The 16,162-nt window shown below is 41.3% G+C and carries 18 protein-coding genes; 9 read left to right on the top strand and 9 right to left on the bottom strand.

Annotated features, from left to right (window positions below):
* Positions 1–25 precede the first annotated feature (25 nt).
* Both tsaB and V7K69_RS29225 read right to left on the bottom strand, forming a co-directional pair.
* Positions 26–682 (bottom strand): tRNA (adenosine(37)-N6)-threonylcarbamoyltransferase complex dimerization subunit type 1 TsaB, encoded by a 657-nt coding sequence (tsaB, locus tag V7K69_RS29230; protein WP_335041031.1) that lies wholly within the window; start codon positions 680–682, stop codon positions 26–28.
* Between the two features lie 423 nt (positions 683–1,105).
* Entirely contained in the window at positions 1,106–1,354 is a 249-nt protein-coding gene (locus V7K69_RS29225; RefSeq protein WP_335041029.1) for a Ycf34 family protein, read from the bottom strand.
* Between the two features lie 86 nt (positions 1,355–1,440).
* On the opposite strand from V7K69_RS29225, the gene V7K69_RS29220 reads away from it, so the two are divergent.
* Both V7K69_RS29220 and V7K69_RS29215 read left to right on the top strand, forming a co-directional pair.
* The gene (locus V7K69_RS29220) at positions 1,441–2,760 is read left to right on the top strand and encodes a CCA tRNA nucleotidyltransferase (RefSeq protein ID WP_335041027.1); all 1,320 of its coding nucleotides are present in this window, start codon (positions 1,441–1,443) and stop codon (positions 2,758–2,760) included.
* Positions 2,761–3,109: 349 nt separating this feature from the next.
* Complete coding sequence (locus tag V7K69_RS29215; protein WP_335041025.1) at positions 3,110–3,511, top strand: response regulator; 402 nt, start codon at positions 3,110–3,112, stop codon at positions 3,509–3,511.
* A gap of 196 nt (positions 3,512–3,707) precedes the next feature.
* Here the strand turns inward: V7K69_RS29215 and V7K69_RS29210 are convergent, their stop codons facing one another.
* Positions 3,708–3,887 carry a hypothetical protein gene (locus V7K69_RS29210; protein WP_335041082.1) on the bottom strand — a complete coding sequence of 60 codons (180 nt, stop codon included), beginning with the start codon at positions 3,885–3,887 and terminating at the stop codon, positions 3,708–3,710.
* Positions 3,888–3,965: 78 nt separating this feature from the next.
* Between V7K69_RS29210 and V7K69_RS29205 the strand changes: the two genes are divergently transcribed.
* The 6 genes from V7K69_RS29205 to V7K69_RS29180 all read left to right on the top strand — a co-directional run bounded on the left by V7K69_RS29205 (position 3,966) and on the right by V7K69_RS29180 (position 7,929).
* The gene (locus V7K69_RS29205) at positions 3,966–4,118 is read left to right on the top strand and encodes a hypothetical protein (RefSeq protein WP_335041023.1); all 153 of its coding nucleotides are present in this window, start codon (positions 3,966–3,968) and stop codon (positions 4,116–4,118) included.
* A 264-nt stretch (positions 4,119–4,382) separates the two neighbouring features.
* Entirely contained in the window at positions 4,383–4,865 is a 483-nt protein-coding gene (locus tag V7K69_RS29200; protein WP_190936033.1) for a tetratricopeptide repeat protein, read from the top strand.
* 22 nt (positions 4,866–4,887) lie between these two features.
* Positions 4,888–5,223 carry a hypothetical protein gene (locus V7K69_RS29195; protein ID WP_335041020.1) on the top strand — a complete coding sequence of 112 codons (336 nt, stop codon included), beginning with the start codon at positions 4,888–4,890 and terminating at the stop codon, positions 5,221–5,223.
* A gap of 361 nt (positions 5,224–5,584) precedes the next feature.
* Positions 5,585–6,406: a bifunctional hydroxymethylpyrimidine kinase/phosphomethylpyrimidine kinase gene (thiD, locus tag V7K69_RS29190; RefSeq protein WP_335041018.1), complete on the top strand. Its 822-nt coding sequence runs from the start codon at positions 5,585–5,587 to the stop codon at positions 6,404–6,406.
* A gap of 230 nt (positions 6,407–6,636) precedes the next feature.
* A complete protein-coding gene (locus V7K69_RS29185; RefSeq protein WP_335041016.1) occupies positions 6,637–7,245 on the top strand; it encodes a hypothetical protein in 609 nt (202 codons plus the stop codon).
* A 345-nt stretch (positions 7,246–7,590) separates the two neighbouring features.
* Positions 7,591–7,929, top strand: a complete 339-nt coding sequence (locus tag V7K69_RS29180; RefSeq protein WP_012410794.1) for a P-II family nitrogen regulator — start codon at positions 7,591–7,593, stop codon at positions 7,927–7,929.
* 134 nt (positions 7,930–8,063) lie between these two features.
* On the opposite strand, the gene rdgB is transcribed toward V7K69_RS29180, so the two are convergent.
* From rdgB to V7K69_RS29150, 6 genes are all read right to left on the bottom strand, one after another.
* A complete protein-coding gene (rdgB, locus tag V7K69_RS29175) occupies positions 8,064–8,648 on the bottom strand; it encodes an RdgB/HAM1 family non-canonical purine NTP pyrophosphatase (RefSeq protein WP_335041014.1) in 585 nt (194 codons plus the stop codon).
* 79 nt (positions 8,649–8,727) lie between these two features.
* Entirely contained in the window at positions 8,728–10,164 is a 1,437-nt protein-coding gene (locus V7K69_RS29170) for a phosphoglucomutase/phosphomannomutase family protein (RefSeq protein ID WP_335041012.1), read from the bottom strand.
* Between the two features lie 507 nt (positions 10,165–10,671).
* Entirely contained in the window at positions 10,672–11,151 is a 480-nt protein-coding gene (locus tag V7K69_RS29165) for a plasmid segregation centromere-binding protein ParR (RefSeq protein WP_193950222.1), read from the bottom strand.
* 5 nt (positions 11,152–11,156) lie between these two features.
* Complete coding sequence (locus V7K69_RS29160; RefSeq protein ID WP_114084959.1) at positions 11,157–12,326, bottom strand: ParM/StbA family protein; 1,170 nt, start codon at positions 12,324–12,326, stop codon at positions 11,157–11,159.
* A 240-nt stretch (positions 12,327–12,566) separates the two neighbouring features.
* Positions 12,567–13,190 (bottom strand): DedA family protein, encoded by a 624-nt coding sequence (locus V7K69_RS29155; RefSeq protein ID WP_335041080.1) that lies wholly within the window; start codon positions 13,188–13,190, stop codon positions 12,567–12,569.
* Between the two features lie 453 nt (positions 13,191–13,643).
* The gene (locus V7K69_RS29150) at positions 13,644–14,726 is read right to left on the bottom strand and encodes a Gfo/Idh/MocA family protein (protein ID WP_114084961.1); all 1,083 of its coding nucleotides are present in this window, start codon (positions 14,724–14,726) and stop codon (positions 13,644–13,646) included.
* Between the two features lie 670 nt (positions 14,727–15,396).
* Between V7K69_RS29150 and queC the strand changes: the two genes are divergently transcribed.
* The gene (gene queC, locus V7K69_RS29145; protein ID WP_335041004.1) at positions 15,397–16,071 is read left to right on the top strand and encodes a 7-cyano-7-deazaguanine synthase QueC; all 675 of its coding nucleotides are present in this window, start codon (positions 15,397–15,399) and stop codon (positions 16,069–16,071) included.
* Positions 16,072–16,162 lie beyond the last annotated feature (91 nt).

The following is a 16,162-nucleotide window of genomic DNA, read 5'->3' as shown; positions in this document are numbered from 1 at the left end:
ATTTATGCACTGTGACACATATTAGTTAAACTTCTACTGGATGTTGCCCATAATATGGCAAAGCCTCTGACCAATTAGGACACTTGCCCTCTTGCCAATCGAGATTAGCTAATTCTAAAATACTTGTCACCGTCGCTGCTAACCCAGATTTTGCTTGAATTAGCTGATAATTAGTGTTCCAATTCCCTAAAGTTTCCTGCCATGCTTCCGGTGTGAACACTCTATCTGGTAAACACACTTTTAGTTTAGAAGTATCTGACTCAAACTGATAAATAGCAGCAAAAATTTGACCTCGTTGTGCTGGCATTTCCACAGCAATAGTTTTTGGATTTGGACTTTTGCCTGCTTCTGCCCAAGCTACCGCAGCTAAAGTTGAAATTGCAAATACAGGGATATCTAATTGTTGCCCTAAAGTTCGAGCAGTAACAACACCAATACGAGTTCCTGTAAAGCCACCAGGGCCTTTTGCAACTGCGATGAATGACAAATCTGTCCAAGTTTGCGGTTTGATAAAGTCAATTAAATATTGATGGATTAAGCTAGATAAATCTCGCCCTAAATTCCAAACTTGTAAGCGATGCTCACCAGCAAAATTACTAATTGCCAATCCTAATTCGGGAGTGGTGGTGTGTAGTGATAAAGCGTATTTTTTTACTGTAAGGTGTTTTAGTTCTGTGGTCAAAGTTAATTAAAATATTGATTTTTCTATAGTTAACTTGATATATCTATTCAAGCACATCATAGTTATGAATTTTAACTTTGTTTTTCTCCCCATGAGAGGAAGTAATTGAAAAACTCTACCCTTTTATAAGCCTTACTATGACAGTTTTTGAAGGGTTCATTTTAGCAGGTATCTAATTTACCTATCATTTAGCTTAAATTATTGACAATAGGATAAGGGTCTACCGTCCTCAACTTGCTTACAACGCGGGCGTTTTATGGGTTTGAACGAAAAAAAAGGGGTATAGCGATCGCTCTACCCCCACAAATAACCTACGTGTGTACAGTCAAACTAAATACTTTTACTCTCACTAGAAAACTTGGGATGGAATTGTCAAGATTTTGTTATTAATGGGCTGAGGCAGAATATACTACTTTTGACTTTTCAAGTCGGCACTAATTCACCAGGACGCAATTTTGACCACTTACCCGTTTCCCGTTTAAAGCTAAGACAACCAACAACATCCCATTCCATCTCAATCACATCATCGTTTGTCCGAATATTGACATTAATAGAAGGTTCATTCGGTTCAAAACTTGGTGTTTCAGTCAAGTGAGGCTGTTGGTGCTGCCCTTCTACGGCATGATAGGTAACACAGCTGTCTACATAGTGGCAGTTCACACAAATACACATAATAGAACCAACTCCAGGGGCCTTTATTGTTAATCTAACTTAAGCCCAACCGTTATTCATGAGTTGCTGGGTTGATTTTTATTACAATGGATGAATCAATTCCTTCTACACTAGCTCCCGAAAATTGGCCTTTTAGTTTAGAATTCTTACCACAACCTGCTTACATGGTAGGTGGCGCTGTGCGAGATGCGCTACTTGGCAGAACTCGTGAATATCTGGATCTAGATTTTGTCATCCCATCGAAGGCGGTAAAGGTAGCAAGAGCGATCGCTCATCATTACAAAGCTGGTTTTGTCTTACTAGATGCAGAACGACAAATTGCTCGTGTGGTTTTTCCCCACGCCACAGCCGACTTTGCTCAACAAGAAGGAAATAGTTTAGAGGTTGATTTGCACAGACGGGATTTTACAGTAAATGCGATCGCCTATAATCCCCATACACAAGAAATTATCGATCCTCTACAAGGCTATGTAGACTTACAACAGGGCATTTTGCGAATGATATCACCTGCAAACTTAGAAGATGATCCTTTGCGCTTAATGCGAGGTTATCGCCAAGCCGCCCAATTAGGTTTTACTATTGAGCCAGCTACTCGAACCGCAATTTGTTCTTTAGCATCACATCTGAGCAAAGTTGCAGCCGAACGAGTTCGGGTAGAAATTGGCTATCTACTAGCAAATTCTCAAGGTACTCCTTGGATCGCAAGTGCTTGGGAAGATGGTTTAATTGCCCCTTTCTTCAAAAATGCTACTCGTGAAAGCTTGAACAAACTAGCAGCAGTTGATAATGCAGCCACCTTAATCACAGAAAATTGGCAACAATTAGGCGCAAAACTCCAAGAATATGTCCGCGATAGTATCAAAACGACTTGGTTAGGTATTGCTAAACTTGCTTGTCTTGTCAATCCCAATCCAGAATTAGCAGAAATAGAGCTACAACAACTAACTTATAGTCGTGCCGAAATTCGGGGTGTAACCACTGCTTTAAAATTGTTACCGCAGTTTAAAGTAGTTGATATGTCTTTGCGAGAACAATATTTATTATTCCGTGACGCAGATATTGTGTTTCCCACTGCGGCAGTATTGGCTGTAGCACTTGATAATTTGGTAGAGGCGATATCTAGTGACAAGCCACAAGTCGCTACAAGTTTGGAAACCAAAGCAAGGGACTGCCCTGTCTTGACACTTTTAATCAACCGCTACCTTAACCCTGATGATCTGGTTGCTCATCCCTCTCTACTAGTGAGCGGGAAGGAGTTGATCATAGCATTAGATATTCCAGCTTCAGCAATCATTGGACAACTTTTGACAGAAATTGCCGTAGCACAAGCTGAGGGAAAAGTCTCAACGCCAACAGAAGCGATCGCTTATGCACGTCAATTACAAGAAAAGTCAGAAGGGAAATAAAAAGAAGTGTATCTCGCGTTTTGAAGCGTGCGTTCCTTCTCGCTGCTAAATTGAGGGAGTTACCTGTAGTACTAGCCAGAAAATTGCGATCGTTTAATCAATACTGTCAGTATACGCATCATATATGCTACTATTTGCTTGATATTACCATGTTGTATTTCTTTTAAAATTTAGCATAGATGGATAACCTAATGGATTATACACCAGTCTATTTATTTCATGGCCTAGTTAGTCGGCAGAATGCACTCTCGTATATTTACTTAACCTTCTACCAGAAAAAAATACCTCTCGTTTTTTCTAATAAGCGGAGTCTTTATGCGTAGCCTTTTTTGGATAGGACTAACTGCTAATGAATGGAAAGCCTTTAATTTTGGTTGTAGAACATAATCTACATGATTTAGAGCTACTTAATTCTCATCTAGGAATATTAAATTTTTCATGTATTTGTACTAAGCAAGGGGTGAGGGCTGTAATGTTAGCACAGACTCATCAACCAGATTTAATCTTACTAGATACGATGCTATCTAATTTGAGTGCTAACCGAGTCATTGATGACCTCAAACACAATTCAAAAACTGCTACTATCCCAATTATTGCAGTAACACCTCTGACAGAGGTACAAAATGATGAATCCACTACGCTTGCAGGATTTGATGATTGTATTATTAAACCCTATGATTTTAATCAGTTAGAAGTGGTAATCAGTCGGCATATTCAGTTTCAAAACTTAAGTATTCAATATTATAAGTAAGTAAGCTTAAATAATTGTCCTTGGGATAAGGCAATAGGGTTTTAGCCTAGTTCATTTTTTTACATAGTTTAATTTTATAGTGCCAATTTACTTAGTAGATGTTAAAGAAATAGACCGAGAGACTTTTTTGTAGTTTTGCAATGTATTTATTACGAATTTATCTAACTTGAGGAATGTAAAAGTTGTTAATTAATGATTAATGAAGTCTCCCATTAATGACTGCATTGATGGTAATCAGCTTATTTTGTGTCCAATAAGTGTAGGTATCGTCTGCATTTCCCAAACCAGGAATAATATAGCTATGTTCATCCAAATTATCATCTATTAAGTATGTATAGAATATCACATCATAATATTGCCTACAAAATCGCTTGATACCTTATGGCGCAGCGAATAAACAGACAGTTGCATATATCTGAACCAAACACAAAGACTTCATCAACGGGTTGTTAGAATGACCGATCGCAGCCAGATCGCTGGTCAAAACACCTTCAAAGGCGATCGCGTCAACAACTCTATAAACAATGCTCCTAGCTTTTCAAATAAAGTACGACAAAACTATGCTTCTGCAATCCCAAAGCGCTTACTAATTTCTGGTAAATCCTAAATTAGGCATAGTCATTATTTCTTTAGGGATGTTTTCTCCGCTATTAGTCACTAGGAATATGTCAACTACCTCTAGCGAGTTTTTATTTTTATGACCCTGAATGTCGAGTGTAATATTAGTCATATTGCTGAATACAATAAAGTACACAGGAAATTCATAAATAGCGATTAATCAGCGTAAATTTAAAGATGACTTTAAAAATGGCTCAGTAGATATATTTTGTGAGAAAGTTAATACAAAGGTATATTCACTGATTTCAAATTCATGGATTCTTTATCTATCAATTCCTTACTTGAAGAGTTGAAAAACCCCGATGCGACAGTCCGGGACAAAGCAACCAGAAAAATCTGGCGGATCTGGTTTCAGCAAAAGGGAATCTATGGGCTGGAAATAATTGACCGTAGTCAAAAGTTGCTGGATGCGGGTGAAATTGCTGAAGCTGAAACAGCGCTGACGGCACTAATTAAAGACCAGCCAGATTTTGCCGAAGCCTGGAATCGTCGTGCTTTCCTCTATTACAGTATTGGTGATTATCAAAAATCTTTGGCAGATTGCCAGATGGTTATACAAATAAATCCGATACATTTTGGGGCACTTCACGGTATGGGGTTGTGTTATGCAGCACTAGGAGAATATGGTGAAGCGATCCGAGCTTTTAAACGTGCTTTAGAAATTCAGCCCTATTCACTAGTGAATCAAAAGTTGATTCTAGAATGTACATTTAGATTCAGCTACAACGGCAGATAGGAGAGAGCATCATAACTGTTTTATGAATCTGTCATCACCCTCATCAACAGCAATTCATCGCCTTAGTCACCGCAATTTTATTCAATACGCTTCTACCTGGATTGGTAGCAGCGTTATTGCTGCTTGTACTAACAGCAACCAACCATCAACTAACAATTCTCAGTTAGATAAAATTACGTTAGGTAAAAACTGGATAGCACAAGCAGAACACGGCAAATTTTACCAGGTGATAACTACTGGTATTTACAAAGACTACGGTTTAGATGTGAATATCAAAATGAGTAACTTTCAGCTTTCCAGCGCTACTCAATTATTGATGGGGGGTACGGTAGATTTCTTTATGGCATTGATGCCGTGAACGCCATAGCACAAAGTATTCCCAAAATTACATTCGCAGCAATTTTCCCAAAAGACCCTTGGTGTCTTATTACACATCCCAACCCAGCAATTAAAATCCTTGCCTACTTCAAAGGCAAACCAATTTATATTAAATAAGTGGTATGAAAGTGCTGTAAAAAATGAGAATTAAAATTTAAAAACACAGAGGAGTTAATTACCAATTCAAAATTAGCAACTTACAGAAACACATACAGCAGACTTTAAGTTGGGTGTTATATACAAGCTAAGTCTCAAAGGTAAGAGTAAAGCGTCTTTTAGTTCTGTTAGCATAGCCCATTCTGACTCCTTAATTCTGCTGTCTTAGAACTTTCTCTTTAATAATGAACACTGAAATAAACTCTAGAATACCTGTTGCGTTAACTATTGCTGGTTCAGATAGCGGTGGTGGTGCAGGAATTCAAGCTGATTTACGCACCTTTGCTTTTCACTGTGTCCACGGTACTAGCGCTATAACCTGCGTCACGGCACAAAACACTCTAGGAGTGAAAAGGGTCGATGCTATGGCAGCAGAGGCTGTTGTGGCGCAAATTCAGGCAGTAGTTGAGGATATTGGCGTACAATCTGCCAAAACCGGGATGTTGCTCAATCAGGAAATTATTTTTGCTGTTGCCCAGCAGGTGGAAGCTTTAGAAATCGAGAATCTAGTAGTTGATCCAGTAATGGTGTCACGTACAGGGGCACAATTGATTGATGATGATGCTGTGAAGACTCTATCCTATGCCCTGATTCCCAAGGCAGTTATCATCACGCCGAATCGCTACGAGGCCCAGATTTTGAGTGGTTTACAAATTAATTCCGTGGAGGATATGCAGGCTGCTGCCGAAATTATTCACAAGACTTTACGGGCGAAGGCTGTTTTAGTCAAGGGCGGCGGTATGCAGGGAGATTTGCGTGGCGTTGATATCTGGTTTGATGGGGACAAGTTGGAAGTTTTGAGTTGCCAGCAAGTAGAGACAAAAAATACTCACGGTACTGGTTGTACACTATCAGCTGCGATCACTGCTAATCTGGCTAAGGGAAATGACTTGTGGTCGTCAGTGAAACAGGCTAAGGAGTATGTGACTACTGCACTCACTTACGCCCTAGATATTGGCAAAGGGCAAGGCCCTGTAGGACACTTCTTCCCATTGTTACGAAATTAACCTCGTAGTCAGTTATCAAAGGGATTTGGAACTTGGGCAGAGAGCAGAGGAGAAGAGTTTTCCCCTCTGCCCCCCGCACCCCGCCCCTCTGCCTCTTTCCAATGCCCCAATAACAAATCTTTGCCCTTTCGGAATTTTTCTATTATTCTTGGGCATAGTTTCAGGGCTGACTATCTCTGTTAGCATCTCTGTACGATCTACTTACCTTGATTTTTAATACCAAGCTACCGATGCGAACAACCATAGGTTCTGTTCACAGAAATTCGCCAACACCGACTACTCAAGCCTACCCTCCCTCTGTACCACTATCTGTATACAGAGAATTATCAGCAGAGTTGCAAGCAGCACAGGCGAGGCTAAATGCACTAACTACCCAAAATCAGCAACTAACACAAGAAAATCAACTATTACGCCAAGAAATTATCAAAGTTGTTGACTCTTTTTCTCATTTACAAAATTTTGCAGATTCCCATGTTACGCCCAGCTATCAGCAAGCCACCCAAGCTTCTAGCGATGTGAAAAGCGCCGCGAAAGTGCCAGTAACTCAAGCGTCTCCACGTCAGCAGGTTGCTCATCCGCGTCCACCTGCTGTCTCCAAAGCCCCACCCGAAAAAAGCCGTCGCCAAAACTTTGCGACACCTGTAATGGAAATGAATTTCCCCATACAAGAACCAATTTTTATAGAAGAGCAACGAGTAAGTTATTATTCCACTACTGAGTCAGATCCCAAGGGACTCAATGGCTGGTGGTTAATTATCACCATCTTGCTAATTATGCTTACTGCCTTTAGCGCTGGATATTTCGTTGTACGTCCTTTGTTTGAACATCAGAAACGTTAGTTGACACTCCCACAGTCAGCAGCAGGCTAACGAGGAATTTCTCTGCAATCACTCTCTAAATATCTGAAGATATCTGCTAAATAGCGGAATTTATCTATTTTTAGGTTATAAAAGCTACATGATATGCTAGCTTGACAGCAAATTCTTTATATTAGAACCTCAAAGATTATTTAATTAATAAATCCTTGCTGGTTCTCATGTCTCAAACATCAAGCAAAGAATCTACACTTTAAAAAAGTGGTAATTATTACATATCTTTTAGGAAAAGCACTGGTAGTTACAGCTTCAGACAAAGGATCTGGTTAGATATATAAACGAAGCTAGTAGAAGTCAGGAGTTAAGAAGATGAAAAAAGTAGAAGCTATTATCCGCCCATTTAAGCTAGATGAGGTAAAAATTGCCTTGGTTAACGCAGGTATTGTTGGTATGACTGTTTCTGAAGTTCGGGGGTTCGGACGGCAAAAAGGCCAAACTGAACGGTATCGCGGTTCTGAGTACACCGTTGAGTTTTTGCAAAAACTCAAAGTGGAAATCGTCGTTGACGACAATCAGGTTGATATGGTGGTAGACAAAATTATTGCTGCTGCCCGCACTGGTGAAATAGGCGATGGTAAAATTTTCATCTCGCCTGTTGAGCAAGTGATTCGGATTCGGACTGGCGAAAAGAACACAGAAGCAGTTTAAAAAAGTTATGAGTTAAGAGTTATGGGTTGTGAGTCAAGACTAAATGAATGAAGATTTAACCGAATTCATAAATCCTAACTCTTGTACAGACGCGATTAATCGCGTCTGTACTCCTAACTCTTGTACAGACGCGATTAATCGCGTCTCTTAATTCTCTCCAGTTGCGGGAGTAAAGCTGTAAAAGCTTTGCCTCGATGACTTATTGAACCCTTCAACTCTCGTGTCATCTCAGCAAAAGTCAATTGCAACTCTTGCACATAAAAAATTGGATCGTACCCGAAACCATCATCACCACGGGGTGCGTGAAGAATTTCACCACGACAAATACCTTCAGATTCTAATACGATCGCACCATCAGGACTAGCGATCGCTACTGCACAAACAAATTGTGCTTGTCGATTTACCTCGTTGCCTAATTCTTTCAATAACCTAGCAATCCGTTCTGAGTCAGTTTTGGCATAACGTGCAGAATAAACCCCTGGTGCGCCATTTAGAGCATCTACTTGCAAGCCAGAATCATCAGCAATTGCCCAGTTTCCCGTAGCTTTAGCAATTTGTGATGCTTTCAAACAAGCATTAGCGGCAAAGGTTTCGCCCGTCTCTTCAATTTCCAATTCTTCAGGCTTGAGGGTTAATTCCCAATCAGAATTTTCCAGGTAGGCTTGCATTTCCCGCAACTTACCTGGATTTCCTGTAGCTACTACAAGTAATTTAGTCATTGGTCATTAGTCATGAGTCATTGGTCATTAGTCATTAGTCATTTACCAAGGACAAAGGACAAATGACTAATAATGAATTTTACCCCGCCCACTGTTTCGCCCAAGCAAGAGTTTGATGCACTTGCTCAATAGTCGAGGCTTCGCAGTATAGTCGTAAAACTGGTTCAGTCCCGCTAAACCGAATCATTAACCAGCTTTTATCAGCGAGGCGATATTTGTAGCCGTCAATTGTTTGGCAATCAATTACTGCTTTACCTGCAATTTCTGTTAGGGGTTTGGTTTGCAGTTGTTGCAAAAGACGCGATCGCACTTCCATACTTGCTAAGGGTAAATCAATGCGATCGTAAGCAGAGGTAAAACCTGTCTGTTTTTGCAAGTAGCGATTATATTCGCCTAAATCCAAACCAGATTCTACAATCGCCTCTAACACATACAATGCTGACAGCAGGGCATCGCGTTCAGGAATATGACTGCCATAGCCAATTCCTCCCGATTCTTCGCCACCTAGCAACACTTTTGCTACTAACATTCTGTCAGCAATATATTTATAACCAACTGCTGTCTCAAAGACTGAGAGGTTGTGAAGTGCTGCTACAAGAGGCATCAAGTCGGAACCACTGACAGTTTTGACTATTTCTCCACTAAAACCGCGCCGTAGGGTTAAGTGGTCGATTAATATCGGGATTAATACTTGGGAACTTAGGAAGTTTGCTTCTCCATCCACTGCTGCAATGCGATCGCAGTCTCCATCAAATACCAACCCCACCGTTAAACCTGATTTATCGGTTTCTCGGTGAGTCTTGATGACTTCAAATAACTTTGAAAGGTATTTAGGTAAGGGTTCCGGCGCACCACCACCAAATAGGGGATCGCGTTCTGAGTTGATTTCTTTGACTTGATTGCCTAGTAGTCTCGCCAATCCGCCAGCCGCCGCGCCGTGCATGACATCAGCAAATAACGTTAATTTGCCAGATGCGATCGCTTCTCGAAGTTTGGCGATATCAACTTTACGTTCTAGCGCGTGGATATAACTGGGCCAAGGATCGAATTTTTCTTGCTTACCTGGGGTAGCTGCTAGTGGTACTCCCACCGCCAACTGATCTTCTATCTCTTTTGTGACTTCTGGCGGTACTGATCCACCAAAATAACCCTTGACTTTTAAACCCAAATATTTACCAGGATTATGGCTGGCTGTAATTACCAGCGCCCCTAAAGCATTGAGTTCTTTTGCCGCCCAACTATAAGCTGGGGTTGGGGCATAGCTCTCGCTCAATAGCACATCAAATCCGACAGCACTGACAGTATCGGCAACAGCACGAGCAAAGTCTTCAGCCATGAATCGGCGATCGTAACCGACAATTATTGTCCGGCTACCTACCTTAGAAAAATATGTATCATATAATACTTTTGCGGCAACTGGCGCGACCAGGGCTAGGCGTTCAAAGGTGAACTCGTCACCAATAATGCCCCGCCAGCCGTCTGTACCAAACTTGATTGAGTTAGCTACAACTGGCATCTAGGTATCCTAACTGTCTACTTGAGGATTCTAGCATTTATACAGTGTGCAGAGTAAAAAAAGAATCTAGTAAAAATATGTACTAATAATATTCAAGACAAAATTTGTGATTAATTTTTTAAAATTTAGGGGTAGCTTGAACAGAGGAATAAAATCAAACATTAAGAATCCTTAATTTTGTCAGGGTAATAAAAGAGCGCTAACTGGGTACTCAGAAATGTTTTCATTTGACTTTGGAAGACGACGTAACTGTTATTGACACCCCTTTTTTTTGATAAATTAACTGCTTCTTGAACTTCAAATAATAGAAGAGCTTGTAATATTGGTTTTAAATTCTTAATTCACATTAAACGTGATTTGTTAAAAGTATTTTATGGATATCGCATTGTATAAGTTGATTAGACGCGATCGCATTTCTAAAAAATATAAACATTAATAATCCTTAATAGTTAATACTATTAAGGATTGTTAATATGAGCAACAACTGCTCACAAACCTGATTTTTCCTTAAAAATCATCGAGAAACTGACTAAGGCGACTGATTACGGGGTCAACCTCTTGAGGAGGGGTAGCAACAGTATAAGAAGTATTATTTACTACTTCTAATTGATTTGGAGACGGAATGAATGATCGATCATTGACTATGAGCGCCAGTTGTGCAACTTGTTGAGAAAGTTGCAGTAGATGATGTTCCATCGCCTCCAAACGATTAGATCCCTTGGCAAAGAAACGTTCCTCAAGTCCAGCCACTTGACGTTGCAGTTCACCGATTTGTTGTTCAATCGGTGTTGTTGCTGCTGTTTGTGGAGCAGGTTGTACAGATTCCGGTACACATAAAGATTGCCACAAGGCTTCTTTACAGAGGTCGCTGAAAGTCTTGTCTGGTTGTTTTTCCAAATAACTTTCTACTTGCGCTAACAAGCTTTCATCAGCAAGCTCTGGGTTGAACGTGACGGATTTAACTACCTTTTTTGACCATTGGAACATCAGCTTTATGCCCTAGCAGCGCGATTGGAGGATAATTGTGCCTCTCCATAAATATACTGCCCCAAAGCATTCGCCTGACGGGAAGGTGCTGCTAAATGAGCATTAATCTTTGCTTCCTTGAGTAGACGTTGAACGTCATCCCAGAAGAACTCACCACCGCCACCAGTGAGAATCACATCGGTGACGCGTTCTGGCAACCAGGCTAGCACACGGCTACAGATTTCACGCGAAAACATCTCTGTAAGGTTGGGAAGAAAATCGTCTAGGTTGGTGGGCTTGCTAGCGCCTTTAGGACGGTAATAGCGTTCACCTCTGGGTTTGTTAACAGCAGAAATCAGCGCCAGAGATTGACTATCTGCTCCCTCGATTTCGGCAGACACCAATTCATAAAACTTATTCATACCGAAGTCTTCGCTCTTGGAAGCACCTCTGGCAAAACGGAAGTTATCTACCATCAAAAGATCGACAGTTTGATGTCCAATATCAACGATCGCTACCGATATTTTTGTAAAATCGGGACTGCTAGGACTTTTCTTCGGTTGAGCTTCAGACCACAGCAGGCTACCGTAGCCCTCTGGCATTACCCATACCTTACTCACATTCAACGATATAGATTCGCCTCGGAAGTTCAACACATGAGGGCCACCTACTTGGCTAATCAGCTGTGCTTTTTCCTTTTCAAATTGCTCTAAAGAAAGAAAAGGCAGACCAAGTACAACAGAGATATCGTCTCTGAGTTTGAAGTAGCCAGCACTTGCTAACACTTTTACCAATGCAGCCTCTACCTTAGATTGGCCGACTCCTAAATTGGCCCCAAAATCTGCTGCTAGTTGACCAACAGCATATCCATTTCCTTGATACTCCAGCCACAAATCCATTAAGGGGTCAGTAGCTCTGGCTTCAAAAACACCACCGCGTACTTGTTCTATTGACATCTGCTTGACGTTGGCAGGTACGAATACCACGCTGCCGGGTTCACGACTCACACAAGTTTTTGTGGAAGTTCTACCTAAATCAACACTGAGAATGGTTTTTCCCGAACCACCGCCTGACTTGGTAGTAGCGGGAGGATTATTATTAACAGCATTTATGGGAGTCGTCGATGCTAACGGCTGCCTATTCATGGGTATAGCAGCACTATTCATAGGGTTAGCGGCGGAAGGTTGGTCTGTCATGAAAGCTCCTAGTTCAAACTTAACTGTAAAAAGTTGTCATGCTCATCTTACAAAAATGCGAGCAACCAGAAATTCTAGGTTGCGTCAAGTGTAGCTAGAAATACGCCATAAATTAATTTTGGTCATATCTCCGATAAGCTCTTGCCTTCGTACATCTAGTATTATTTGGCATAGTGTAGGCGAATTTTGGCCAGATGTAACCCCTGCTTTCACTGCTTTCAAACCAAAAGCGTCCGTGTTTCATCTTCTAGTGCGTCTTAACTGGCGCTTGAATATCCAGAAAACAAATGCTAGAACCAAACCGCCAAGTACGATTTTGGATACAGGAGCAAGGTACTTGTCCACAAGTTCATACTGACTACCCAATATGTATCCTGAGTATGTTAGCAAGCCCACCCAAGCTGCGCTACCTATTGTTGTGTAAAACAAAAATGGTAGCAAGGGCATATTGCTGATCCCTGCGGGAACAGAAATCAAGGTGCGGATTCCTGGTACAAGACGACCAATTAATACTGCTTTTCTACCTTGTCGGTCAAACCACTCTTTGGCCTTGGTAATATCTTTACTGGATATAGCCAGCCATTTGCCATACTTGTCAGCCCAAGCTTTCAAACGAGTTTCACCCAAAAACTTACCTGGATAGTACCAAATAAGTGCGCCCAATACAGAACCCAAAAGTCCTGCGAAAAACACACCAATGATATTTAGCTTTGCCCCTCCTGGTTGATATGGACTTGCTGTAAATCCAGCCAGTGGCATAATCAATTCTGAAGGAATTGGGGGAAAAAGGTTCTCTAGGAACATTAGTAGGGCGATTCCCCAATAGCCAAAATAGTTGATAGTGTTAGTTATCCATTCAAGCATTGAGTCAATTCCTGAAATTGCTGCACTAGTCTTGTTACTAAGATTGAGCCTTAGTTTTTTAAAAGGTAATTCTCCCCGCTTGCTAGAGCCAAGGTAACTTGGTTGCACTAAAAGTTGCATCGCAACTGAAAAATAGAGGAAGAAAGTAGAAGCTAGGGGTCTGTTTCATTAATTTCGAGGGTTAGAAAAGTTCGTAAGTAGCTCTAATCCTTGAAAGTGAGCGATAAATCGCTCACTACGAACCTCACAAAATTAATGAAACGAACCACTAGGTTTTATTTTCTAATTTTTTAGATCCCCCTTAGTCAGTTTTGGAAAAAGACTAGGGAGGATCTAAAGACTTGATGGCAAATTTAAAAACATACTCTAGGGTTTTCTTCTGAGTTGGTGGCTGTGGGAGAGTAGGGAGAAAATTTTACCTTGTCCCCCTCATCCCCCTCATCCCCTCTTCTTTTAGGCTGTCGGGGTTAGTGATTGTACCCTTGGTTCCGATTGCCAGTCTAATGGATTCCAAACTCGATCTTCTAGCGCCATCTGTTCAATCAAACTTGCCAGTCTCAGCGCTTTGAGAGCTTGTTCACCACCTACTGAGGGTTGATTGCCACCATGTACACAGTTGACAAAATGCTCTAACTCTGCACTTAGAGGTTGAATATTGCTGGTGTAGACTTTTTCAATCACACCATCTTGCCTGTAAAGTACTTGTCGGTGGTCGGTGAGAGAATTAGCAGGCGTTTGTCGGTGAATCAAGATTTCATTCTTGAGAAAATCTGCCTCAGTAAATGAATTTTTGCAATGGGCGACAATCCGGCGAATTTTTCGATGAGTGACTTTACTGGCAGTCAGAGTAGCAACAATACCATTGGCAAACCCCAAAGTGGCAGTTACGTAATCTAAATAACCAGAGTCCAAGGAGCGAGTACCGCTAGCAGTCAATTTTGTGACTGGGGAAGCAGCTAATTCCAAAAGTAGGTCGATGTCATGGATCATTAAATCCAGCACAACCGAAACATCGTTTGCCCGATCTGAGTAAGGACTCATTCTGTGGGCTTCTAGCGCCAGCAATTCCTCGGTTTTCAGAACTTGGCTCAGTTCTTTAAAAGCTGGGTTGAAACGCTCAATATGACCTACTTGCAGGATACACTGAGACTCTGCTGCCGCATTTACTAAAGACTCTGCCTCAGAAATACTGGCTGCGATGGGTTTTTCAATCAAAACATGAATTCCCGCTAGCAGACAGCTAATGCCCACGGCATAGTGCAGACGGGTGGGAACAGCTACACAAACTGCTTCCACAAGGGGTAGCAGGTCACAGTAATCTTCAAAAAAACGCACCTTGTACTTGCTGGCAGTTTCTAATCCTCGTTCGACGTTAATATCTGCCACTCCGACCAGCTCAACATCTTTCATTGAACTCAGCACGCGAGCGTGGTGTTGTCCCATGTTACCCACTCCAATCACGCCTATGCGGATCGGTCGTGGCTGGTTACGCTGTGTATATAGATTCGGTTCTGCCACTGACATGCTATCTTGCACTATTATTCTCTCCTCAACCACCAAATTTAGAGACGCTACGGCCGTTGGCGTTTATACTCGAAAGCCAGTTACGATCCGTCTAAAACCATCCAGATGGTAACATAGAGCCTATGTTTATGAAGAATTTCAAAGTTTGCGATCGGTTCCCGTAATCCAAACATCTTTTGTATAGATAGTTCGGGTTTGTTTTTGATTTTGCACTTTCTACAAAAAATATATGTCTTTTTATTAACTTTAAAACATTCAGTAAGACTTAAGTGTAAATTCTCTAAAGTTTTCAGGGTCAGCTTCCTCGGTTCGGACTTCTCTCTGGGATACCGTTAGGTAATTATTTACTGAGAGAAATATCCAAATGACAATACTAAAAATTACAAAATAATCAAAAATAACACTTAAGCTTTTTTCAAAAAAATATTTTCAGAAATTATTGTCACTGATTTACAGAAAGGGTTTTTGTATGATTATTTGCAGTAGCTACCGTAGAAACATACTCCTGCAAAGAAACAAGCTACTAGCAGCGTCTCGTAGAGAAGATATCACAGCGCTTTTTGAGAGAGACTGGTGTGGCTTGACCATCACTAAAAGACGTTTAGGAATCTTTTTGGCATTGCTTCCTGGCATCTTGTTAAGGTGTAATTTGGCGATTTAAAATTCAAAATTTGCAATCGAGATGAAAGCTGTAATTCTGTTATCTGGGGGATTGGACTCTTCCACAATTCTGTATCAAGCTAAGGCTGATGGCTGTGAATGTCATGCTATTTCCTTTGATTACCAGCAGCGACACCGACGAGAGTTACAGTCAGCCCTTACTGTTGCTAAAAAGGCTGCGATCGCAAAACATCAGGTAGTAAATTTTGATTTACGGCAATGGGGCGGTTCTGCACTTACCGATGACGCGATTGATTTACCCCAGGAGCGATCGCTGGATGAAATGTCTCAAAATATTCCTGTGACTTATGTTCCGGCTCGGAATACCATTTTTTTAAGCTTTGCTCTTGGTTACGCCGAAGCGATCGCGGCTGAACGTGTCTATATCGGTGTCAACGCCTTAGATTACTCAGGATATCCTGACTGTCGCCCCGACTATATTCAGGCAATGCAAGAAGTTTTTCGTCTGGGAACCAAACAAGGGCGTGAGGGACAGCCAATTAATATTGTTGCACCCCTAATCAACTTGAAAAAAACCGAAATCATCCAACTAGGGAACCAATTGGGAGTTCCTTGGGAACTAACTTGGTCTTGCTATGCCGGTAATGATGTCGCCTGCGGTGTATGTGATTCTTGTCGCTTGCGGTTGGCAGCTTTTGCCGAATTGGGACTTGTTGATCCACTGGTGTATGCTTAGCGCTCTTTTATGTCTCTGGTGAGAGAAAAATGCTGTGATTTGCTGAGATTCTTGAAATTCCTTGAAGGCTGTGAACAATACAGGTGCTGCT

The sequence above is a fragment of the Nostoc sp. genome (assembly GCF_036917775.1).
Lineage (GTDB): Bacteria > Cyanobacteriota > Cyanobacteriia > Cyanobacteriales > Nostocaceae > Nostoc.
The sequence above is the reverse complement of the archived record's forward strand: the minus strand, read 5'-3'. Positions and strand labels throughout refer to the sequence as shown.